This window comes from Burkholderia sp. JKS000303, assembly GCF_002563755.1.
GTDB classification, from domain to species: Bacteria; Pseudomonadota; Gammaproteobacteria; order Burkholderiales; family Burkholderiaceae; genus Burkholderia; species Burkholderia anthina_B.
Window position 1 is genome coordinate 678,050 of the sequence record NZ_PDBZ01000002.1, and the last position, 21,679, is coordinate 699,728.

General features: G+C 65.3%; 19 protein-coding genes and 1 riboswitch. Of the genes, 1 reads left to right on the forward strand and 18 read right to left on the reverse strand.

The annotated features are described in order from the left end of the window. Positions 1-64: 64 nt before the first annotated feature. A riboswitch (SAM-I-IV-variant riboswitch) is annotated at positions 65-168 on the forward strand. A gap of 603 nt (positions 169-771) precedes the next feature. From BX604_RS25030 to BX604_RS25085, 12 genes are all read right to left on the reverse strand, one after another. Beyond that, positions 772-1,800 (reverse strand): zinc-dependent alcohol dehydrogenase, encoded by a 1,029-nt coding sequence (locus BX604_RS25030; RefSeq protein WP_098553518.1) that lies wholly within the window; start codon positions 1,798-1,800, stop codon positions 772-774. A gap of 61 nt (positions 1,801-1,861) precedes the next feature. Beyond that, entirely contained in the window at positions 1,862-2,509 is a 648-nt protein-coding gene (locus BX604_RS39105) for a hypothetical protein (RefSeq protein WP_098553519.1), read from the reverse strand. Positions 2,510-2,512: 3 nt separating this feature from the next. Continuing rightward, positions 2,513-3,916 carry an MFS transporter gene (locus BX604_RS25040; protein ID WP_098553520.1) on the reverse strand — a complete coding sequence of 468 codons (1,404 nt, stop codon included), beginning with the start codon at positions 3,914-3,916 and terminating at the stop codon, positions 2,513-2,515. A 31-nt stretch (positions 3,917-3,947) separates the two neighbouring features. After that, entirely contained in the window at positions 3,948-5,084 is a 1,137-nt protein-coding gene (locus tag BX604_RS25045) for a porin (protein WP_179894875.1), read from the reverse strand. Positions 5,085-5,229: 145 nt separating this feature from the next. Continuing rightward, positions 5,230-6,648, reverse strand: a complete 1,419-nt coding sequence (locus BX604_RS25050; RefSeq protein ID WP_098553522.1) for a DHA2 family efflux MFS transporter permease subunit — start codon at positions 6,646-6,648, stop codon at positions 5,230-5,232. Continuing rightward, positions 6,649-7,215: a shikimate kinase gene (locus tag BX604_RS25055; RefSeq protein WP_175798677.1), complete on the reverse strand. Its 567-nt coding sequence runs from the start codon at positions 7,213-7,215 to the stop codon at positions 6,649-6,651. It lies immediately after the preceding gene. Further along, positions 7,212-7,955: an SDR family oxidoreductase gene (locus tag BX604_RS25060; protein ID WP_098553524.1), complete on the reverse strand. Its 744-nt coding sequence runs from the start codon at positions 7,953-7,955 to the stop codon at positions 7,212-7,214. Before BX604_RS25060 ends, BX604_RS25055 begins: the two co-directional genes overlap by 4 nt. 39 nt (positions 7,956-7,994) lie before the next feature. Further along, a complete protein-coding gene (locus BX604_RS25065; protein WP_098553525.1) occupies positions 7,995-8,981 on the reverse strand; it encodes a carbon starvation induced protein CsiD in 987 nt (328 codons plus the stop codon). Positions 8,982-9,002: 21 nt separating this feature from the next. Beyond that, positions 9,003-10,106: a chorismate synthase gene (gene aroC / locus BX604_RS25070; protein WP_098553526.1), complete on the reverse strand. Its 1,104-nt coding sequence runs from the start codon at positions 10,104-10,106 to the stop codon at positions 9,003-9,005. A 17-nt stretch (positions 10,107-10,123) separates the two neighbouring features. Further along, entirely contained in the window at positions 10,124-10,636 is a 513-nt protein-coding gene (locus BX604_RS25075; RefSeq protein WP_179894876.1) for an aromatic-ring-hydroxylating dioxygenase subunit beta, read from the reverse strand. Next, positions 10,633-11,919, reverse strand: coding sequence for an aromatic ring-hydroxylating oxygenase subunit alpha (locus BX604_RS25080; RefSeq protein WP_098553528.1), 1,287 nt, complete (start codon positions 11,917-11,919; stop codon positions 10,633-10,635). Before BX604_RS25080 ends, BX604_RS25075 begins: the two co-directional genes overlap by 4 nt. A gap of 74 nt (positions 11,920-11,993) precedes the next feature. Then, entirely contained in the window at positions 11,994-12,905 is a 912-nt protein-coding gene (locus BX604_RS25085; RefSeq protein WP_098553529.1) for a LysR family transcriptional regulator, read from the reverse strand. A gap of 413 nt (positions 12,906-13,318) precedes the next feature. Between BX604_RS25085 and BX604_RS25090 the strand changes: the two genes are divergently transcribed. After that, the gene (locus tag BX604_RS25090) at positions 13,319-14,221 is read left to right on the forward strand and encodes a LysR family transcriptional regulator (RefSeq protein ID WP_098553530.1); all 903 of its coding nucleotides are present in this window, start codon (positions 13,319-13,321) and stop codon (positions 14,219-14,221) included. 108 nt (positions 14,222-14,329) lie between these two features. On the opposite strand, the gene BX604_RS25095 is transcribed toward BX604_RS25090, so the two are convergent. The 6 genes from BX604_RS25095 to BX604_RS25120 form a co-directional block, all read right to left on the reverse strand. Then, positions 14,330-15,595: an ATP-grasp domain-containing protein gene (locus tag BX604_RS25095; RefSeq protein ID WP_098553531.1), complete on the reverse strand. Its 1,266-nt coding sequence runs from the start codon at positions 15,593-15,595 to the stop codon at positions 14,330-14,332. After that, positions 15,576-16,751, reverse strand: a complete 1,176-nt coding sequence (locus BX604_RS25100) for an ATP-grasp domain-containing protein (RefSeq protein ID WP_098553532.1) — start codon at positions 16,749-16,751, stop codon at positions 15,576-15,578. The genes BX604_RS25095 and BX604_RS25100 overlap by 20 nt, the downstream gene beginning before the upstream one ends. Positions 16,752-16,776: 25 nt before the next feature. Beyond that, complete coding sequence (locus tag BX604_RS25105) at positions 16,777-18,147, reverse strand: MFS transporter (RefSeq protein WP_098553533.1); 1,371 nt, start codon at positions 18,145-18,147, stop codon at positions 16,777-16,779. 75 nt (positions 18,148-18,222) lie between these two features. Continuing rightward, the gene (gene maiA / locus BX604_RS25110) at positions 18,223-18,861 is read right to left on the reverse strand and encodes a maleylacetoacetate isomerase (RefSeq protein WP_098553534.1); all 639 of its coding nucleotides are present in this window, start codon (positions 18,859-18,861) and stop codon (positions 18,223-18,225) included. Between the two features lie 9 nt (positions 18,862-18,870). Beyond that, positions 18,871-20,448, reverse strand: a complete 1,578-nt coding sequence (locus BX604_RS25115) for an FAD/NAD(P)-binding protein (RefSeq protein ID WP_143748107.1) — start codon at positions 20,446-20,448, stop codon at positions 18,871-18,873. A 90-nt stretch (positions 20,449-20,538) separates the two neighbouring features. Continuing rightward, complete coding sequence (locus BX604_RS25120; protein ID WP_098553536.1) at positions 20,539-21,624, reverse strand: TauD/TfdA family dioxygenase; 1,086 nt, start codon at positions 21,622-21,624, stop codon at positions 20,539-20,541. Between the last annotated feature and the right edge of the window lie 55 nt (positions 21,625-21,679).

Genomic DNA, 21,679 nt, shown 5'->3' on the forward strand with positions numbered 1-21,679 from the left:
TTGTCTGCCGACATTTTTTCGGTATAATAAATTCCAGTTCGATATATCGAACGATGTGTCAGAAGTTGTGCATCCAGAGTCGGACTATCCGACGCCAACCTGCCCTCCCGGGCAAGGTGGACGCCTTTGAGGCGATGCGGCCGATTCACGGCAACGAAGCGGGAGCAGCATAGCTAGCACCGGTTCGATAAGCACTTATCCGGAGCGACTATGTGCCAAGCGATCTTTCCTCCCTCCCCAGTGCTCGGCAAAGACTGGTCGCACTTCCTTCCAGGTTTCACGTTAACGCATACGGTTCACCTCATATCGAGATTGGATCTGGCTATCGTTTCGACGGTATCTGCCGTGCTCGAGGGTGAAGCAGTCTCAGTGGACCGTTGGACCATCACCCGGTGCAGCGGCGTTCTCGAGCAAAAAATCGTGCTCAGCGAAATGACAGAAGGGCAGGCGGCTCGACTGCGAGAGCAACTTGCCGCGCTTGATGGCGTGCTACGCTCAAGAATGGAACATCATTTCGTTCGAGGCAGTTCAGCAGCATCCGAAAAGGCATCGGAGCATGGATGTCACGCTCGGCAATTACCTTGTCGCCGTATCTCCTGAAAGAGGGCGGACGCAAGAACGGACAAACCGGCAAGTCGCGACTGCAGTAGGGCGCCGAGCCACGTTCCCGTTTGCTCGATCGATTATTTTGACCCGATCCGCGGTTCTTTCGCACGGATCGGTTTGGCGACGGCCCAGTCAATATAAATTTTGAGCTTGTCGGCCGCGTCTTCACGGAATCAGCATGATTTTTCCGCAAACCTTCGATTTCGCGAGCTCGAACGACGCGAGCGCATCGGACAACGGCAATCGATGCGAGATGAGCCGAGCGAGGCGTGCCTCATTGGCGATCGCGAATTCGACCACGGCCCGCCAAGTCCGGCGCGACGCGCGATAGGTGCCGCGTATCTGGTGACGCATCCGGACGAAGTGCGCACCGTCGAAGGTGACGCGGTTCGCATGAATCCCGCACATCACCAGCACGCCGGATGCACGCAGAACCGCGAGCCCACTGTCAATGGCCGACTGCACGCCGGCTGCATCGATCACGATATCGAACGCATCGGCGCCGACCAGTACGGCGGCGGCGCCCGGCGACTGGTGCTTGAGGTCGACGGTTCGCTCGATGCCGAGCGCGCGCATGCCGACAAGCCGCTGTTCGTCGTCGTAGCCGGCGACGACGACCTGCGCGCCACGCTGCTCCGCGAGCAGCGCAATAGCCTGGCCGATGCTGCCGGGACCGAGCACGAGCACCTTGTCGCCGGTGCGCAGGTCGCCGGTTTCCACGGCGCTCAGCGCGATCGACAGCGGTTCGCACAGCGCCCCGACCGACAGGTCGAAACCGTCCGGCAACGGCAGGCAGTTGCGGGCGGGCACTTTGACGAATTGCGTGAATGCCCCGTCGCGCAGCATGCCGATGCCTCGCCGGTCCCGACAGTCATCGAGACGACCGGCCACGCAATGCTCGCAGACGTTGCACTCGACCGACGGAATGACGACCACGCGCTGTCCGATCGCAAGCGGGCCGGCATCCCGTCCGTGTGCGACCACGATGCCGGCGAACTCATGACCGATCGTCACGGGCATCGCGGATGTCAAGAAGTCATAGCCCCCCGACCAGTCGTAGATGTGCAGGTCGCTGCCGCACACACCGGCGGCGGCCACCTCGACGATCACGTCATCGGCTGCGTCGACCGTCGGCGACGGCACGTCGCGCCATTCGAGGCCGAACGCAGGCGTGGTCTTTTGCAATGCTTTCACTCGGGATCCTTGGTTCTATTGCAGGGAAAGGGTCGGGGCGAGCAGGCGGTCCGGGCGGATTTCACACGGTATAGCATAGATCGTAGATACCCGAAGACATGATCCGGTCGGCGCCGTACGCGCCGGCCAGCTGCGCCTCCACGCCGGCCAGCCGCGCCAGCAGCGACGATTCGTTCGCTGCCTCGAGCAGCAGCACGTAGCCGGGCGGCGCGCCCATCTGCCACGCGTCGAACATCGGCGCCGCGTTGTCGATGCGTTCGCCGAAATGTACGGCGGTAATGCCTTCGAGCGAACGGCATGCGAGGCCGATCGCACGGCCGCGCGAAACGTCGTCGTCCGGTGCGTCGCCGGCCGCGATGCGCACGCATGCGAGCGCGCCGCCGACGCCGTGGCCCGAGCTGTAGTGGGTCTGGCATATGGCCCGGACGACGTTGCGAAACGACGGCCGCATGGCGCGGGACCAGGCGGTCGGATGGTTGACGAGCGACAGGTAGTCGCGCGATTCGAAGACGGCCGCCTCGGTCACGTCGTACAGCGTGAAATAGTGCGTCGCACCGGAACTCGCACGATAACGGCGCCCGGAGAGGAAGCCCGGCACGCCGACGCGTTGCGGCACGTGTTCGACGGTGTGCCAGAGGTCGTACTCCGCTTCTTGCACGCCTTCGATGTCGTTCCAGAGGGCGAGAAACGCCGAGCCTGTCAAGGTCATGAGTCAGGATTTCCGTTGATCCGCGATGTTGAAGGACAGGTCGCCGCTCGGGCCCGCATCGCGCTGGCGCATGGCGCTCATGCACAGCGCCGCGATGAGCATCGGTACGCAGGTCGCGGCGAACAGCGTGGCATACGGCAGGCGCGCGGCGAGCAGGTAACCGCCGAGCGCCGAGCCCAGCATCGAGCCGACGCGGCCGATGCCGGTCGCCCATGCGACACCGGTCGCACGCACGGCCGTCGGGTAGAACTCGGCAGCGAGGCCGTTGATGCCGACTTGCGACCCGCTGATGCAGAAGCCGGCGAGAAACACGATCGGCGCGAGGAGCGCAGGGGTGGCGTAGACGCGCCCAACCGTGAAGATCAGCACGCACGCCGCCGTGTAGGCGAGTGCGAGCACCCGGTGTGGCGGGAAGCGATCCATCGCCTGGCCGAGGAGCAAGCCGCCGCAGGTGCCGCCGACCGACCACAGCGCGGTCGTGAGCGACGCGGCGCGCATCGAGCCGCCGGCAGCGGTGAGAATCGTCGGCAGCCAGTTCGCCATCAGGAACAGGACCATCAGGCCCATGAAGAACGTGGTCCACAGCAACAGGGTGCCGCGGGCACACGCGGGTGACAGCAACTGGCGTACCGACGCGCGCGTGACTTCCCGCTCGGCGGCGACGAACACCACGTCGTCGCCGGGTGCGGCATCGACGCGGCTGCCGGCAATGCGGCGGGCCAGCGCACGCAGCGCCGGCTGCGCATCGGGGCGCCGCAGTGCGAGAAAGCGCATCGACTCGGGGAGCCCGAACCACAGCGCCGGCAACAGCGCGATCGGCACCACGCCGCCGACCACCAGCATCGCGTGCCAGCCGAAACGCGTGATGACCTGCGACGCGATCACGCCGCCCAGCGCGGAGCCGAGCGAGTTGCCGCACAGCATGATGGTGATGATCGACAGCCGGCGGCGCTCGGGGGCATATTCGGCGGTCAGCGTCGCGGCGGTCGGCGTTGCACCGCCGATGCCCATTCCGCAAACGAAGCGCAGCACGGACAGCCCGAACACGTTGCCGATCAGGAGCGTCGCGAGCGTCGAGACGCCGAAGAATGCGACCGACGCGATCAGTACCGGGCGCCGGCCCCAGCGGTCGGCCAGCGGCCCGAAAATCAGCGAGCCGACCATCATTCCGACGAGCCCCGAAACAAACACGGGAGACAGCTCGGCGATCGATAGGCCCCACTCGCGGCGAACCGACGGTGCGATATAGGCGGCGAGCCCAATGTCGATGCCGTCGATCGCGACGATCAGCAGGCACAATACGACGACGCGGATTTGCAGCGCCGACAGCGGATGAGCATCGATGAAGCGCTGGACGTCCCGGCTGGCCGGGTACGGCACTGCGGATGCACTGGCGGGAGTGTTCATCTGGTTCTCCGGATAAGCGGTGCGCGAAGGATCAGAACAGGTGCCGCATGCCGATGCGCAGCGCCAGCTGGTTGCTGTTGCTCGACGGCGCGAGCCCAAGCAGGTCGGGGACCGCATGCTGTCCGGTCGAATCGGTGCCGCTCGCATGCGCCCACACGCCGATCGCATACAGGTACGTGCTTTTCGACAGGAAGTATGCGGCGCCCACGTCGACCGCCTGGTAGGTCGCATGTGGCGCCGCGCCGTACTGGTAGCCGACGCCGGCCATCGTCGCCGGGGTAAACCGGAACTGGTAGTTGACCTGGTAGCTGTTGAACGCCGCGTTCGGTTGCACGGCCGGGTTCGCCAGGGTCCGAACGATGTCCTGGAACCGCACGTTGGTATAGAGCACCGTGACTTCCGAGCGGCCGAACGTGTAGCCGGCGCCTGCGCCGGCGACCTGCTGGGTGCCCGCTGTCGTATAGGCGGAGTAGATCGGGTTCGTGACGGGGAGTGCATACGCCGCGCCGGCGATGGGCCCGGTGTTTGCCCAGAACACCGACGTCGCCGGTGTCGACATGTTCATGTAGGCGGCCGCCACGGTCAGGCCACCGCGCACGTAGGCAGCGCCAAAGCCGTAGACGCGGTTCGCGGCGAAATGACCGGCGACACCGCCCAGGCTATACATCGTGCTGAAGCGAAAGCCGCGATAGTCGTTGCTGTTGAACTTGATCACGTTGCTGATCTTGTTGTAGTTCCACGAAGCATCGAGATCGCCCAGCGTCGCGCCGAGTCCGCCCGCGAACAACGTGTCGGAGCCGAGCGGGCCGAGGTAGTCGTTGGTCAGCGTGTACTGCCTGCCGAGCAGCACGGTGCCCCAGCCGCCGCTCAGGCCCACATAGGCCTGCCTGCCGAACAGCGTGTTGGACGGCTGCTCGCTGCCGTCCTCGATGCTGAAGCCGGACTCGAGCACGAACACGGTCCTGATCCCGCCGCCAAGATCCTCGATACCCTGCAGTCCGAACTTGTCGCCGGCGCGTCCGCCGCTGGACGCCTGATACGCCGACGCGCCTTTCTGGTTGTTGGTATAGGTCAGGGCTGCGTCCACGGCGCCGTAGAGCGTCACGCTGCTCTGCGCATGGGCGAGCGTGCATGCCATGACCGGCATGCATGCCAGGAATCGTTTCACGGTTGTCTCCTTGTTCCGCCGTCGAGCGGTTGTTGTCGTACGCATCGTCGAATGCGTCAGCCGGATTGTCGCGAGCATTGCGTGGCCCACCAAGTGGCAAACCGGAAAATGTCGCTGGCCGGAAAGTGCGAAATGCCGGCCGCCGCTACGCGCGCCGGTATTTCATGACCCACACCCACGGTATTGCGACGAGATTGATCGTCAGCAGCAGCCGGAAGTCGGTCAGGTACGCAGCGAATGCGGCGTCGGCCCACGCGTGGGTGGCGAGATTTGCTTCGGTGAAGCGGGTGAGCAGCGACTGCATCAACGCGACGCCGGCGCTGCTGCCGACGTTGCGCGCCAGCGCGAAGATCGCGGCGCCGTCCGCGCGCAATCCGGCATCCAGTGTCGCGAACGTCGCTGCGTTCAGCGGCGCGAAGATGAGCCCGAGCCCGACGCCGAGCATCATGCCGGACACGATGATCGACACGGGCGAGACAGGACGCCCCAGCAGGCAGAGCTCGAGCAGCGCAAGCGAAGCGACGAGGAAGCCGCTCGCCATCAGGCGCCGCGGATCGATGCGCTTGATGACCGCACCCGCGGCGAGCATCGCGGCGAGCGTGCCGACGCCGGTCGGCGCCATCAGCAGGCCGGTCGCGACGATCGAGTATTGCTCGACGTGCACGAGCAACTGCGGCAGCAGCGCGCGTGTGGCAAACAGTACGACGCCGACGATCGCGGTGAAGCAGAGGCCCGTCACGTAGTTGCGGTCGGCCAGGAGGCGCCGCTCGAAGAAGCCGCCGGCCGGCGTGCGCATCACGTGCCGCACGAACAGGGCGAACGCGACGACGGCGATCGCGGTGGCCGCGACGATGCGGGGCGCCCGGAACCATCCGGCTTGCTGGCCGGTATCCAGCACCGTCTGCAGAAATCCGACCGCCGCCGACAACGTGACGAAGCCGACAACATCGAACGGCCGTGCCCGGGCCAGGGAGGTCCGACCGATCCAGAGCGCGACGCCGGTGAACGCAAGCATCCCGACCGGCACGTTCACGTAGAACACCCAGCGCCACCCCTGCCACTGGCCGACGAGCCCGCCGACCACCGGCCCGAGAATCGGCCCGAGCATCACGCCGGCCCCCCAGTGCGACAGTGCGCGCGCGTGGTTTTCCTGCGGATTGATGTCGAGGATCAGCGCTTGCGACAGCGGGATCAATGCGGCGCCGAATGCGCCTTGCGCAATGCGAGCCCATACGAGCAGCGTGAGCGTCGTCGCGGCGCCGCACCCGATCGACGCGAGCGTGAAGCCGGCGATCGACAGCAGATAGAGCGTCTTGCGTCCCAGCCGCGCGGCGAGCCAGCCGACGAGCGGCGTGGCGATCGCCGTGGCGACGACGTAGGACGTCAGCACCATCACGACCGCGTCCTGGGAGACACCCAGGCTGCGCTGGATCTGCGGCAGCGCGACGTTGGCGATCGTGCTGTCGAGCCCGGTCAGGATCGTCGCCAGCATGATCGAGCCGGTTGCGACGTGTTTCGAGACGCCTTCGAGCGGCCGTGCGGCGGCAATCCCCGCGTCGGCCATCTAGTCCGCCGCCGGCAGTACGCCGCGCAGCAGCGCGACGATCGTCTCGATCACGCTGGCGTCCGTCGCGCCACCGGTCGAGACGATGACATCCGCCGCGGACCGGTAAGCCGGCCCGCGCTCGTCGTACAGACGGACGAACGAGGCATCGGGATCGGCGGCATCGACGAACGCCGGCAGACGCCCGGAAAACCAGCGCCGGCGGATCGTCTCGCGTGGCGTATCGAGCAGTACGAGCGGGCCCAGCTGACGCAGCCGGGCGACGTTGGCGATGGACAGTGCGGTCGCGCCCGTCGTCGCGAGCACGGCCGGGCGCGCATGCTCGTCGTCACTGACGGCGCACAGTGCGTCCAGCGCGGCGCCTTCCAGATGCGCGAAATACGCGGCGCCGTGCGTCGCGAAGATCTCGTGCGCCGCGAGTCGCTCGCCGGTCGCGGCCGCGTGCCGCTGCTCGAGCACGCGGTCGAGATCCTCGCACCGGCCTTGCAGGCGCGCGGCGAGCAGCGGCCCGTAAGTGCTCTTGCCGCACGACTTGAAACCGATCAGGACCACGGTCGAAGCGCTCATACGTACTGCTCTCCGTGCGCGACGACGTACGTGCATTCGATCGTCAGCTCGCGTACCGACGCGGCCCGCGACAGCGACAGCAGATACCGCACGGTCCGATAGACGTCGTCCGCCGGAATCTTGTCGTCATCGGACAGCCACGTCTGGCGGGCGCTCTGCTCCGTGTGCACGTAGCTCGGACACAGTGTCGTGACCTTGACGCCGTCGCGTGCGAGTTCCTGGTACAGCGCGTCGCCGTATGCGCGCAGCGCGGCCTTGCTCGCCGCGTAGCCGCCGTTGCCGGCCTTCGGCAACAGCGCGGAGCGCGACGCGACATTGACGATATGGCCGCTGCGCGAACGCCGCATGAACGGCGCGACGGCGCGAATCACGTTGAGCGCGCCGAGCAGGTTGGTGTCGAGCAGCACGCGCGCGTCGGCGTCGCTCAATGCGGCGGTACCGCGCCGGACGATGCCGGCGCCGTTGAACAGCACGTCGATCCGGCCGGTGCGCGCATGCACGGCCCGGACCGCGTCGGCGACCGCGGTTTCGTCGCCGACGTCGAGCGCATGCGCGATCGGCGGGGCGGCGCCGGCCGCCGCGATATCGGCGGCGACGGTTTCGAGCGCCACCGGGGTGCGCGCGACGAGCGCCACCGTGTAGCCGTCAGCGGCCAGGCCGCGCGCCACCGCGCGGCCGATGCCGCGGCTCGCACCGGTCACGAGCGCGACGGGGCGATCCGCATCGGATTGCTGGGTCATGGGCGATCCTCGTCAGGTCGGAGCGAATCCGCAGGCCGCTTACGCGGCGCGCAACATGCCGCGCATCCGGATGATTTCGCGGAACAGCTCGGGGTGAGGTTCGAACACCTCGCGACCATGCAGCCAGTAGTTGTTGTTCAGGAACATCATCGAACCGACCGGAATCGTCAGGTACTCGACCGCCGGGTCCGATTCGATCGACTCGACGAACTCGCGCAGGTACGCAGCGTCTTCCAGCGTCGTCGGATGGATGAACTGGTCGGCGAAACGCACGCACAGCTCGTCGTGCCAGTCGAAGAAGATCGGCCGGTCCAGCGGCTGGCTGCGCACGTTGTTGCCCCATTGTTGCTGGCGCGGATCGCTGGACGGCGGCAGCGCGATCAGGAACGGCTTGCGGCCCTGCGGCGCGTTAGCGAAGCGTCGCAGGTCGCGCCAGTCGTCCAGGTGCAGCAGCCGGTTCCGGCCGCCCTTGACGTGACGCTCGACGGTCTTCCCGAACACGAGCCAGTCGGTGGTCGGGCTCGGCGACGCCGCGCCGTCGGTATGCAGCCCGAAGGTGCGGTACGGCTGGAACAGGTTGCTGCTCTGCGGCGTCACGTCCTTGCTCTGCACCGGCAGGCGTGCATAAAACTTGCCCGACAGCACGTCGTTGTCGGGCGTGCCGATCGCATGCGCGAGCGCGGTCGTGAAGCGGATCAGGTCTTCGTCGTTCGTGGTGGCCTCGGCGATATCCAACACGAAGCCGCCGCTGCGGCGCGCGACGATCAGCGCACGCAGCGTGTCGATCAGCGACGTCCCCCAGATCCGCTGGACGGATTCGGTCAGCGTAAAGCGGCTGTACGGCACGTATTCGAGCGAACGCGTCGTGATGTGCGCGGTGTCGTCGAGAAACAGCCGGACGTCATCGCTCTGCAGCGCGACCCGGGGCAGGCGTTGCGATTCCGGGTGGGGGACGACCCGGTGCGGCGCCACGCTGGCGCGTACGCGGTCGGACGTGATCGAAGCGGATTCGGTATGCGGATTCATCGGCAGGCCCTCTCGTTTGTGTCAGTTGTCGGTATCCGTCGCCCACGCACCTTGCCGGGTGAGCAGGTCGAAGTTCTGCGCGCGGTGGCGCAGCAGGTGATCGAGCAGCACGATGGCCACCATGGCCTCGGCGATCGGCGTCGCGCGAATGCCGACGCACGGATCGTGGCGCCCGTGCGTCGAGATCACGGCCGACTGGCCGTCGACGTCCACCGTGTTCGCCTCGAGGTGCAGGCTCGCGGTCGGCTTGAGCGCGATGCTCGCGAGGATGTCCTGTCCCGACGAGATGCCGCCGAGAATGCCGCCGGCGTTGTTGCTGCTGAACCCTTCCGGCGTGATTTCGTCGCGATTCTCGGTGCCGTGCTGTTCGATCGACGCGAATCCCGACCCGATCTCCACGCCCTTGACGGCGCTGATGCTCATCAGCGCATGCGCGAGATCGGCGTCCAGCCGGTCGAAGATCGGCTCGCCGAGGCCGGCGGGTACGCCCGATGCGATCACGTTGACGCGCGCGCCGATCGAGTCGCCGGCCTTCGTGAGCGCGGCCATGAAGGTCTCGATCTCGTCGATCCGATCCGGATCCGGGCAGAAATACACGTTGTTGTCCGCCTGATCGAGATCGACCGCGCGCATCCGGATCGGGCCGAGTTGCGCAAGGTAGCCGCGCACGCGAATACCGTGGCGATCGGCCAGATACTTCTTGGCGATCGCGCCGGCGGCGACGCGCACGACCGTCTCGCGCGCGGACGAGCGGCCGCCGCCGCGATGCTCGCGCAGCCCGTATTTCTTGTGGTAGGTGTAGTCGGCATGGCCGGGCCGGAACAGGTGGCGGATCGAGTCGTAATCCTTCGAGCGCTGGTTCATGTTCTCGATGCGCAGGCCGATCGGCGTGCCGGTGGTCACGCCGTCGAGCACGCCCGACATGATCCTGACCGCGTCGTCCTCCTGGCGCTGGCTGACGAAGCGGGAGCGGCCGGTCTTGCGCCGCTCGATGTCCGGCATCAGGTCCGCCTCGCTGATCCGCAATCCCGGCGGGCAGCCGTCGATGATGCAACCGATGCTGTCGCCGTGGCTTTCGCCGTAGGTTGTGACGGAAAAATTCTTGCCGATGGTATTGCCTGACACGATGTACTCCCGGAGATTTACAAGATGATGCTGACCATGCCATGCGGGGTCAGCGTTTCATGATCCAGCACGGCAGTGCGATGCCGAATGCGCAGGATGCCGTCGCGATCGACGAGCTGATGCCGGTAGTGACCGACGAAGGTGTGCATCCCGCCATGCCGGAAACGCCGGATCGTGAAGTTCGATTGCACGTCGAGCGTCGCGTCGTGCCGGCCGACGAGCATCACGTTGGTGATCTCGCGCCGGGTCCTCGATGCAGGATGCTCGGCCCATGCCCGGCCGCCGAGCAGCAGGTCGACCCGGTAAGCGAGCCGGCGCCGGTCGTCGTGGATCAACGTCAGGTCGCGGTCGGGCTGCGGAGCAGGGTGGTCGGTCGTCGGGACCAGATAGACGGCGTCTTCCGTAAACAGGTCGAGCCAGTCATGCAGTTGCCAGCGATCGAGCAGGTCGGCTTCGCGATAGAGGAACTGCCGCAGCCGAAGGTCGAGCGACAGTGCCGCGAGCATCGGCTCCGGATTCGCTGCATTCATCGCGTGCCTCCTGCCGCCGCGTCGCGCGGATTGGTCGCCGCGACGCGGCGGCGCCATTCGCGCCAGAAGATGCGGTTCTGGTATTCGTCGGTATGGAGCGGCACATCGCGCGCGATGCCGCGCGACAGGTCGTTCCAGCGGCTCTCGGGTGCGGCGTATGCGCGCTGGCACGACTCCAGGATCTCGACGTCGTCCGGCGTGCCGAAGCCGCCCGGGCCGACGAAGGTCAGCAGCGAATCGAGTCGCAGCTTGCGCGCCTCCGGCGCCTCGTCCTTCGGCGCCAGTGCCCAGAGATGAATCGCGATCCGGTCGACGGCCACGGGTTCGAACGTGCGCAGCGTGACGGCCATGTTGTCGTTGACGATCAGGTTCGGGAAGATGAACAGGCCGCGATTGGTTTCGCACATGTCGCGCGCCTTGCGCTCGCCGTACTTCTCGTAGAGCGACGCGCGCAACGCGTCGAGACGCGGGCGATGCGACTCGGGAAACGCAGGGGCCCACCATGCGATCGGCCGGCCGCCCGACGGCGGCGAGCTTTTCGCGACCGCGTGCCCGCCGCCGAGATGGACGACTTCGCCGGTGCGCCGAAACGCGTTCTCCTGCGTACCTTCGCCGCTCAGGAAATCGAGGTAGCGGCGGTGAGCGAACGGCAAGTGATAGAGATCGGTGCTGTTGTCCGCGAGCACCTTCCAGTTGATCTGCATGCTGTGCAGGTACGAGCCGTGCACGACCTCCCAGCCGCCATCGAGCTGGTCGCAGATCAGGTCGAGGTAATAGCGCGCGTCGCCGAGATAATCGGCGAGCGGCTCCACATCGGCCGAAAAGTTCAGGAAATAGAAGTCGCGGTATGAATCGACGCGGCCGGCCGGCATCAGGCCCAGTTCGTCGCGACGGAATGCGCCGGTATAGGCGTCCGCGCCCGGCAAGCCGACCAGTTCGCCCGTGTTCGCATAGGTCCAGCCGTGATAGGGACACTGGAAACGTGCCTGATTGCCGCGCGCGGCCGGGCAGACCTGGGTGCCGCGGTGCCGGCAGGCATTGAGATGCGCGTGAATGGCGCCGGCTTCGTCACGGACCACGATGATCGGTCGGCCGGCGATACTGCGCGTGACGAAGTCGTTCGCGTGCGGCAGCTCGGATGCATGACCGAGATACAGCCAGCAGGTCGAGAAGATCGTTTCGCGTTCACGGCGGAACACAGCCTCGTCGGTGAATGCGGCGCGATCAACGCGGAACAGGGCCTGTTCGGGGGCGTCGATCAGGTATTCATCGGGTACTCGCACGCATGCCTCGCTTTTTTGGCGTCATGGTTGCTCTTCCCGGACGGAGACGATACGCGACGTCCGGCCTGCCGAATTCAAAGACTCGGATGGCGCTGCTGGAAATGCTGCACGCGCGACACCAGATGGTCCGTCAGGCGCGCGAGCAGCAAGGACTTGTTGTGATGCGACGGGCGCTGGATCTTGATCCACAGATCCGGCAGTTCGTACAGGCCGAGAATCTCGACCAGCTCGCCCTTCTGAAGGCTCGCCTGTGCGCGATAGCGCGGCAGGATCGCGATGCCCAGGCCGCTGACGGCCGCGCAATGCATGGCCTCGATATCGTTGCTGTGGAACTGGCCGTTCACGCTGACGTCGATGTTGCCCGCCTGCGCGCTCTTGAACATCCAGACGCGCGCGGGCTCGACATACGAGTACAACAGGCAGCGATGGTTCTGCAGGTCGCTCGGATGCATCGGTTCGCCCATCCGTTCGAGATACGACGGCGCCGCGCACACGATCCTGCGGAACGGGCAGAGCGGCAGTTCGTCGACACCGTCGAACGACGTCGGCAAGCCGGTGATCACCATGTCGAGATTCTCGGTCAACGGATTGACTGGCCGGTTCGTCAGTTGAAGATCGATATTGATCTTCGGATGTTCGAGCAGGAATTCATTCAGCACCTCTCCGATGAAATGCACGGTGAACGAAATCGGCGCCTTGATCCTCAGGCTGCCGGACAATTCGCGTGTGCCGTGCGCCGTTACATTGACGATGCGTTCGTATGAACTCAGGAATTCGCGTGCCAGGGGAATCATCTCGCGGCCCGTCGCGGTCAGTTCGAGGCGCCGCGTGCTTCTCACGAACAGCAGTTCGCCGACTTCCTCTTCGACCGCAGCGATTCGTTTCGTAATGACCGATGCGGACACACTGAGACGACGTGCGGCACTCGAGAAACTGCCTGATTCGACTACAGCCAGAAACGCCCGAAAGTTTTCTACCGAGTTCATTTGGCCATCCTACACAGGGGATTTCGTCTTTATCGAGAAAAGTGACTTTCCGGAAAAGCGTAAATATATTCGCTTCGGATGATTTTGACGCGCACCGTCGTGGCAATCACAGGCTTCCGGCGCACCAGACGTAGTTTCAGGAAATAAAACGGAATTCTTTCAATTGCATAACGATTTCGCCGACGCAGAAGCAGATTTCTTCCGCGTCCAATGCATCGGTATGCTAGGCTCACCCGTCGCGCGCTACGCCCTGAATAAATTAAATTGCAATCGGTTCGAACGATGAATCCGGCTTGCCTTGGCCAGGATGCCTGATCGAGCGCGTGAAATCCCGGGCAATGTAATGACCAGCTTTCGGCGGCTCGGACGGATTTTTAGAGCAGTATTTCGGGATGTGTTGAAGAGGTTGGCTAATGAACGTTACGCTCCGACAACTGAGGGCATTCGTTGCGGTCGCTCGTACCGGAAGCTTTACCCTTGCAGCCGGTAATCTTTCGGTGACGCAATCGGCGCTTAGCGGTCTCATCAAGGAACTGGAAGAAGTAATCGGCTTGAAAGTCGTCGATCGAAAGGCCCGCCGCGTCCGTCTTTCGGATGTCGGTGCCGATATTTATCCGCTGATCGAAAAGATACTGGGGGAACTCGACACCGTTACGGCCGATCTCCTGAACCGTAAAAATCTGAGAACGGGAACGGTTCGTGTCGCGGCGCCCCAGCTGCTGTCGTCCGCCGTGTTGCCTGCCGCCATTGCCGCATTCGGCAAACAATATCCGGGCATCCATGTCCAGGTCTCCGACTGCATGGTCGATAACGTGACTGCGCATGTCGTTGCGCGGGAGGTGGATTTCGGGATCGGTCCCGAGCGCGACACGCATTGCGACATCGATGCCGCCTTCCTGTTCGAGCGACCGTTCATCGCGGTGCTCCCGCCCGGGCACGTCCTCGAGGAGCAGGCGAAACTGCGCTGGGAAGACCTCGCGGCATTGCCGTTCATTTCGCTGCGCGGGCAGTTCACCGAGAACCTGTCCGGCGACCTTCGGGCGACGCGCGATTTCAACCTGTCGCCGTCCAGCGAAGTGGCGTTCATGTCCACCGCGTTGTCGATGGTGAACGCGGGTCTTGGCGTGACCGTCTGCCTGTCGTACGCACGATCGCTGGTGTCGCTGTACGGACTGCAGGTGCGCCCGCTGGTCGATCCTGTCATTACCCGCGCGTTCTACATATTCACTCACAGCGGGAGATCGCTGTCGCCGGCCGCGCAGGCGTTCCACGATTTTCTGCTTCAGCACCTTCAGCAATCGACCGATACGTTCTGAACATCCCGCGCGCAACCGCCCCGATACCCGCCGGCGAGGCAACTTCAGCGGGCTGCGCGCCGGCTCCGCGTGCACTGGCGGGCAGCCAGCACACGGAGGACCCACCCGTCAGATGCCGGTTGCATTCGACTCCGCGAAGTGGCGTCCTTCGATTTCACGGATCGATTTCCAGTCGGCGACCAGCTGGTCGAACTGCGTATCGAACAGGGCCACGGTGCCGAGCGCGGTCTGAAGGTCCGTCGTGACGCTGAGCGCGTCGCCGGCCTTGACCCACCGCTTCACCCCGACGCAGGACGGCAGCCGTTCGATCGACGCCCACGGGAAGTCGGCGCTCATGACGCCGGCGCGCGGAGACACGAGCAGAACGTGGCCGCAAAAGCCGCTGAAGCGGGGGGGCTCGTCGAGCGTCTGCTCGAACAGCACCGGGTTCAAAAACGCCTCGACCGTTGCCGATACGTGATTCCGTCCGGTCACGGCGGTCGTGAGCCGCGGGTCCAGACTGCCGTGCAGACGCGAATTCAGCTCGACGATGACCGGCCCTTCGTCGGTGACGATCAACTCCATGTGCGATGGGCCGTAGTGCAGGCCGACGGCATCGAGCACCTTGAACGCGTACGCGATCAACGCGCGAAAGCGAGGCTCCGTGTGGTCGACCACGAGCATTTTTTCCAGTCGCGGCGAATGACCGCGCTCGCGCTCGACCTCCCACACGCTGATCACCTTGTGCCGGCCGCCGAAGGAGACCGCGTCGACGATGTATTCCTGCCCGTCGCTGTACGACTGGATCAGGATGTCCTCCTGTACTTCGCCGTAGTACGACGTGCTGGCCTGGATCCCACGGGCGGCTTCATCGACCTGTGCGAGCGTCCGGCAGATTTTCACGCCGCTGACGCCGGCGCCGCGCGTCGGCTTGACGACGACCGGCAGGCGGCCGAAGGTTCGCGCCCAGTCGACGATCTCTTGCGCCGAGCGCGCCTGAAACTGCCGTGGCGTATGTACGCCGGCCCGCTTCAGCGCTTCGATCTGCTCGAATTTGTCGCGTCGAGCACCGGCCAGCTCGACCGGGTTGCGCAGCGGAACGCCAAGCGCCTCGGCGAGCCAGGACGCCAGCTCGATCCCGCTGCCGCCGCCCGGCAGCACGACGCTGATGTCGAGATCGCGCAACTGGTCGGCGGTGTCGCGAACATCGCCGCGATGCACGATGTTGCGGATGTAGTCGCCCGGATTGATCTGCGCCTTCAGCCGCTCGGGAAGCGATTCGCTGCTGAGGACGTGGACGCACTTCACCCCGTACGAGCGGAACGCGGGCGCGAGGTGCACGCTGGTCGATGCGCCGTCGACGATGGCAACCGTGTCAATCAATGGCTTTTGCATGGGAGGCTCTCTCTGCTTCGGGTTGAAAGGAACTGCGCACGTACAGATAGGCGCGACGCCGGCGACTCGGCAGCCGCTGCGGGCCGTAGCTGATATGGAGGTCGCCGTTTTTCAGTTCGCCGGGTTGTGTGTAATCCCACGGCGCGGGATCGCTGTCGAGCAGGAAGTCGACGCGGGCGAATGCGCCCGGCGCGCACAGCTCGGGCACGACGACGCGCTTGCCTTCCAGCTTGTCGAGCAGCCGGGCGATCGTATCGAAGCCGTATGCATCTCGCACGATGTCGCAAATGAAGCTTCCCGCGATGCGCGGGTTGATCTCGACGATGTGCGGCCGACCGTCGCTGACGATGCAGTCGAGATGCACCGGTCCCCATGTCAGTCCGGCGCGCACGACCGTCTCCGTGCCGCAGTCGATCATGCGTCGCAGCGACGGTTCGTCGAGGTCGAGTTCGGACGTATAGCCGCGCTCCAGGAAACCCTCGCCATACCGCTTCAGCTTGCGCAGCGCGCCGACGTATCGACCGTCGAAATACTCGACGCAGTATTCGCTGCCCGCGAGGTACGCCTCGATGAGGACCGCGTCGTCGGCGTCGACGCGGGCTTCGGTCCCGGCCCGGCAGGACAGCGACGCCAGGTGGTCCAGCACGTCATGCCGGCTGTCGCAGCGCCTCACGCCGTATCCGGCCGTGCCGCCGACCGGCTTGATCACGACCGGGAAGCGCAGGTCGTCCAGCTGGCGACGGCATGCCGACAGGTCGGACAGCTTGACGACGATGCATTCGGCGCTCGGTATGCCGCAGTCGGCCAGCAACGCCTTTTGTTGCGCTTTCGACGCCGCCCGCACCACGCTCGGGGCATCGGGGCCTGGGAGCCCCAGCGCATCCGCGACGGTGGCAGCGACGGCCGCATACGCATCGTTGGCGGTCGTGACGCGCAGCGAGCGGTCCGGATCGGGGTGGTGCTCGCGAATCCAGGCGGTGACGACGTCGGCATCCCGCGCCATGCATGCGATGTCGACCTGCGCGGGAAACACGCCCTGCAACGCGTCGTCCGGGCCGCCGATCACCGTGACGTCCAGGCTCCGGTCGAGTGCCGCACGAACCAGGACGAGGCTGCTGCCCGTCTTGCGGGTACCGATTACGATCAAGCGCGACATGAAGCGTCCCTCTGGGCAACGGAAGTCAAAGACAGAGCGCGGCCAGCAGCGCGCTCACCAGACGCAAGCCGGCGGACAGGTCGAACGAGACGGCCGCGCCGGCGGCGATTTGCGTCGGCGCGCCCGCGAGCAGCGTCCCGACCAGCGCGACGCCGAGCGCGCTGCCGATCTGGCGCGATGCGCTGAAGATGGCCGACGCGGTGGCGGCGCGCGCCGGTTCGACGCTCGCGAGAATCGACGAGGTGAGCGCCGGCGTGCTCATGCCCGTGCCGAGGGCGAGGAGCAGCAGCGCGGGCAGGATGTGCAGGTAGGGCGTACCGTCGTCGATGCCGTGCAGCAACGCGAAGCTGACGGCCGACATGACGTTGCCGAGGATGATCGGCGTGCGCCGCGAGAAACGTTTGGCGAGATGGGCGCTGGTCAGGTTCGCCAGCATGATGGCGGTGAAGGGGAGCAGGGCCAGCCCCGTCTCGGTCGGTGTATAGCCTCTGGCGCGCTGGAAGTAGAGGCTCAGTACGAAGATCAGTGCATAAAACGTCAGGTTCGTGATGATCCCGAGGAGGACCGACACCGAGAGCACGCGATTCCGAAAGAGGCGCAGCGGAATCATCGGCGCGGTGACCCGCGTCTCGTTGACGATGAAGGCGGCGGTCGCCACCGCCGCAACCGCGAACCCGGACAACACGGCCGCCGACAGCCACCCGTGCACGCCGGCCTCGATCACGGCGTGCGTCAGGAAGACCAGTGCGACGATGGCCAGCAACTGACCGCCGACATCCAGCCGTTGCGCGGGCAGGCGAACCGTTTCCGCGACATGGCGGCGCGTGGTCAGCAGGCCGATTGCGCAAATGGGCAGATTGACGAAGAAGATCCATCGCCACCCCAGGCTGCTCGTCAGCATGCCGCCGACGACCGGGCCGATCGCACTCACGACGCCGCCGATGGCGGTCCACCAGCCGACGGCATGCGCGCGAGCCTCCGAATCGCCGGCGCAGGCATGGGAGAGGAGCGAGAGCGACGCGGGCAGGATCAGCGCGGCGCCGATTCCCTGTGCGGCACGCGCCAGCACGAGGGTCGCGATCGACGGCGCGGCCGCGCACGCGAGCGACGCAAGCGCGAACAGGACGAGCCCGGCGCTGAACACGCGACGGCTGCCAAACCGGTCCCCGATCGCGCCGGCGGGCAGCAGCAGCGCCGCGAAGGCGAGGGTGTAGGCATCCACGATCCACTGGAGCCCCTGGACACCGGTACCGAATCCCGCGCCGATGGTCGGCATCGCGACATTCACGATCGTCACGTCGAGCTGCACGACGACGAACCCGAAGCTCGTCGCAGCGAGCGTCGAGCCCATTGCGCTCGCGTTGCCGGTCGCGGGTTGCCGGGTAACCGTATTCATTTTCGAAGCCTTCCTTTACGCATTCGGTCGTGTTGGTGCAACTGCTGCGCGCCATGCGCGCGGCAAGGCGTCACGTCAAGGCTGGAAATCGGGCTGGGCGGCGGGCGCCGAATCCAGAAAGGCCGGGATCGTCATGCATGCGTCGAAAATCTCGGTCGAGATCGGGAAGCTGGAGAAGTCACATCCCATGCGCAGCGCATTGGTGATCTGCGGAACGAGACAGCATTCAGCCAGCGTCGGCTCGTCGCCGAAACAGAGTGCGCCGCGGCGATGCTTGCGCAGCAGGCTCTCGACCGTGACGAATCCCTCGTGCACCCAATGCCGGTACCACTGCGCTTTCTGCGCGTCGGTCGCGTCGAAGGTCCGGCCCAGGTATTTGAGTACCCGCATGTTGTTGACGGGATGGATATCGCACGCGATGGCATACGACAGTTCCAGGATTCTGGCCCGCGCGACCGGCTCCCGCGGCAGCAATCGCGGTTCCGGAGCGACCTGGTCGAGCCAGTCGATGATCGCGACCGACTGGTGCAGGGTGAAGTCGTCCTGCACCAGCAACGGGACGCCACCGGCAGGGTTCAGTGCCAGATACTCGGGCGCGCCGTTCTCGTTCGCCCGCAGATTGACGGGCACGTAGTGGTAATCGATCTTCTTCAGGCGCATCGCGATGCGTACGCGGTAGGAGGTCGAACTGTTGAAGTAGTTGTGCAGTTGCATGCTCGGCGATTAGGTGGTCAGACTGAGAACCGGGGATCCGACGGCGTCGCAGGCGGCGACGGGCTGCGGGCACGTGTCGAGTTGCATTGCCAGGGCCTTCGCGATGCGTTCGGCCTGGCGCGAGATCATGTCCAGCGAATCGACATAGAAATAGGTGCCGCTCGTCACGTGACCGAGCGCACGAATATTCGGGTCGATCGCTCCGCTGCGGGACACGAGCGCGCCGCTTTCGAAGTCGACCCTGATCCCGCCTCTTGCATCCCGGTCGGCGATTCCGGACTCGAGAAGCGACCAGATCAACGCCGAGTCTTCCGGTGTGTCGATGCTCGCTGCCGCTCCCGTCGCGTTGACGACCATGTCGTATCGCTGTGTTGCGCCATTGCTTCGCGTCATGTCGATCCGGCCGCACGGGGTCACGGCGAAGGCTGCCGGCCCGGACAGGATCCGAAGCTGGCCCGCTTGCAACATCGCCTGCAGGCGGGTGGCGTTCTGAAGCGGGATCGGTGTGCGAATCGACATCCAGCGCCGAGCGAAGCGAGCCAGGAAGAGATGCTGCGATGCTTCATCGAGCGCATGCCAGAGATCGTGCACGAGGCCGTTCAGCGCTCGGAATACCGGCGCCCATGGCCTGATTTCGCCCGCACTCCCGATTTGTGCGTCGAGATGCGCGTCGGCCGGACCGGATTCCGCGCCGAACAGGACTGTCCAGTCGACACCGACAGCGCGCAGCTCCCACCGGAACAGTCGAAACATCGTCCGCAAGCCGACCTTGACGGTTCCGCCGCCGGTCATCCGCGTCAGTGCTTGCCCGGTCAGGTGGCGAAGGGTATGGGGTGGATAGCTTTTTCCCTTGACGTACGGCAGCAGCCCGCGCCTGGAAAGCATGTCGATACGCCCGCGATATCCGGCGGCCTTCAGGCTGACTGCAACGTCGATCGCGGTCAGGCTCGCGCCGAGGATGCAGATCGACGCGGCGGACCGCAGCGTCTCGAGATGCTCGCTGACCGGGTAGGCAAAGTGAAGATAGCGAGCGTGGCCCGCGAGCCCGTAGTAATCCTTCGGGTTGGTATGGCCAGTCGCCAGAACGACGTGCGTGGCCGGCCAGCTTCCCGATTCGGTCCGCACGCACGGGACCGGATGGCGGTCGATCGCGGTGACCGTTTCGTGGATCACCCGCACCGCTATCCCGCGACCGGCCGCGATGCGCTGGATTTCGAGGAACGCGTCGTACAGGAATCGTCCGAACAGCCGCCGCGCCACATAGGTATCGGGAAAGCCGTCGCCCGTGGCGTCGCGAATCTCGCGCGAGTAACAGGCCTTCCACAACATCCAGCGGGAAAACAAGGTGGCATCGGTCGGGGAGATCGACATCGCGTCGGCAATGCGGTTCAGAACGAGCGCCCCGTCGTCCTCCTGATAGGCGAGGCCCGGCCCGACGGCAGGTTTCTTCTCGAACACCAGAATGTCGAGCGGGGCTGTCCGACGGTCGGCGTCAAGCGGCAGCATTTGATGCAGCAGGGAAACACACGCCGCGCCGCCGCCAACGATCGCCACGCTTGCGACCGCTGCGTTATTTGAAGTTGTCACGTCGTATTCCTGATTTTCAGATCACGAGGGAGGGGGCGACGCCACCGGCGCCGCGCGTGGAGGCGGCGCCGGTCGCCTGCGGACATCGGATCAGGTCGCCGCGCTCGCGTGCGGGCTGGGTTGCGTGTCGGTCCTGCCGAGGGAACTCGGATCGAACACGCGCGCCAGCGTTCGGTCGAAAACCCGGTAGTTCCAGAGATTCGGTGCGAGAAAGATACGTTGCACCCAGCGATTGGCACGCCCGTTTTCGTCGAATGTCGGCGCGAATCGGTCGCGGGAATGCAGCGCGAAGCGATTGTTGATGTACACCAGCCGGCCGGGGGTGATCTTCACGCCGACGGACACCGATTTGACGGCCTGATAGAAATGCTCCAGCGCCGTGCGGGCATTCTGGTTCACCGGAAGCACCATGTCGGGATAGAACGCGACCGTGACGCGAGGCGCGTTCGCGGGCCCGGATACAATCGAGCACAGTTCGGTGTTGTCCTGCGGGCCGGATGCGGTCCCGCGCCAGCGATAGGGCACGCGAATGATGAAATGCCGCTCCCTGAGGTAGCGGATGTCGCTGTCGTCGAGCAACGCCAGCGCCTTTCTTGCATCCGACAGATGCGTCTCCGGTTCCCCGTCTCCGGCTTGCCTGCGGATGCCGAGCAGGATCAGCGCGATCGGCGAAGTGTCGCCGTACGGCATATGCGCCTGTGCGGCGTTCTCGGTATGAAAGTCGAGTTCAACCAGCGATCCCAGCCCCGTGTAGTCGCGTGTCGTGTGCAGATGCGGCGTCAGGTTGTTGATGAGTTCGCGGCCCTCGTGATAGATCGAATAGGGCTCCGCGATCACCGCGCCGATGGCGGACAAGAGGTTTTCGCTCAGCACGCCCGCCTTGAAGGTCGCGCCTGTTTCATGAAACGACGGGCTTCCCGTGATGTCGCCGTCGATCGGCAGATTGTCCACGACGAGGTAGGGCGCGTGCGACCCGCTGGATTCCTTCAACGCCTCGAGAAGGCCGATCAGCCTGTCCGGGAAGCGCGAGTAGACGGCCTTTCTCAGCGTCGACAGATACTCGACGCCGCCGCCGGGATCGTACTCGATTCCTTCCAGTGCGGCGCGAATCGATGCGGCTTCTGAATCGTCAAGCTTTACAAATGCTTCGTCGTGGTCGTGAATCGTAGAAGCCATGCAGCCCTCCGGAATATTCTATATTTTAGGATTACAGAATGAATCGGAACCTTAT

What these genes read in the sequence shown, in the direction of transcription:
- BX604_RS39105 (WP_098553519.1), bottom strand. Translation starts at nt 2,509, where the DNA reads ATGACCTTGACAGGCTCGGCGTTTCTCGCCCTCTGGAACGACATCGAA.
- BX604_RS25040 (WP_098553520.1), bottom strand. Translation starts at nt 3,916, where the DNA reads ATGAACACTCCCGCCAGTGCATCCGCAGTGCCGTACCCGGCCAGCCGG.
- BX604_RS25050 (WP_098553522.1), bottom strand. Translation starts at nt 6,648, where the DNA reads ATGGCCGACGCGGGGATTGCCGCCGCACGGCCGCTCGAAGGCGTCTCG.
- BX604_RS25055 (WP_175798677.1), bottom strand. Translation starts at nt 7,215, where the DNA reads ATGAGCGCTTCGACCGTGGTCCTGATCGGTTTCAAGTCGTGCGGCAAG.
- BX604_RS25060 (WP_098553524.1), bottom strand. Translation starts at nt 7,955, where the DNA reads ATGACCCAGCAATCCGATGCGGATCGCCCCGTCGCGCTCGTGACCGGT.
- BX604_RS25065 (WP_098553525.1), bottom strand. Translation starts at nt 8,981, where the DNA reads ATGAATCCGCATACCGAATCCGCTTCGATCACGTCCGACCGCGTACGC.
- BX604_RS25075 (WP_179894876.1), bottom strand. Translation starts at nt 10,636, where the DNA reads ATGAATGCAGCGAATCCGGAGCCGATGCTCGCGGCACTGTCGCTCGAC.
- BX604_RS25085 (WP_098553529.1), bottom strand. Translation starts at nt 12,905, where the DNA reads ATGAACTCGGTAGAAAACTTTCGGGCGTTTCTGGCTGTAGTCGAATCA.
- BX604_RS25090 (WP_098553530.1), top strand. Translation starts at nt 13,319, where the DNA reads ATGAACGTTACGCTCCGACAACTGAGGGCATTCGTTGCGGTCGCTCGT.
- BX604_RS25095 (WP_098553531.1), bottom strand. Translation starts at nt 15,595, where the DNA reads ATGCAAAAGCCATTGATTGACACGGTTGCCATCGTCGACGGCGCATCG.
- BX604_RS25100 (WP_098553532.1), bottom strand. Translation starts at nt 16,751, where the DNA reads ATGTCGCGCTTGATCGTAATCGGTACCCGCAAGACGGGCAGCAGCCTC.
- BX604_RS25105 (WP_098553533.1), bottom strand. Translation starts at nt 18,147, where the DNA reads ATGAATACGGTTACCCGGCAACCCGCGACCGGCAACGCGAGCGCAATG.
- maiA (WP_098553534.1), bottom strand. Translation starts at nt 18,861, where the DNA reads ATGCAACTGCACAACTACTTCAACAGTTCGACCTCCTACCGCGTACGC.
- BX604_RS25120 (WP_098553536.1), bottom strand. Translation starts at nt 21,624, where the DNA reads ATGGCTTCTACGATTCACGACCACGACGAAGCATTTGTAAAGCTTGAC.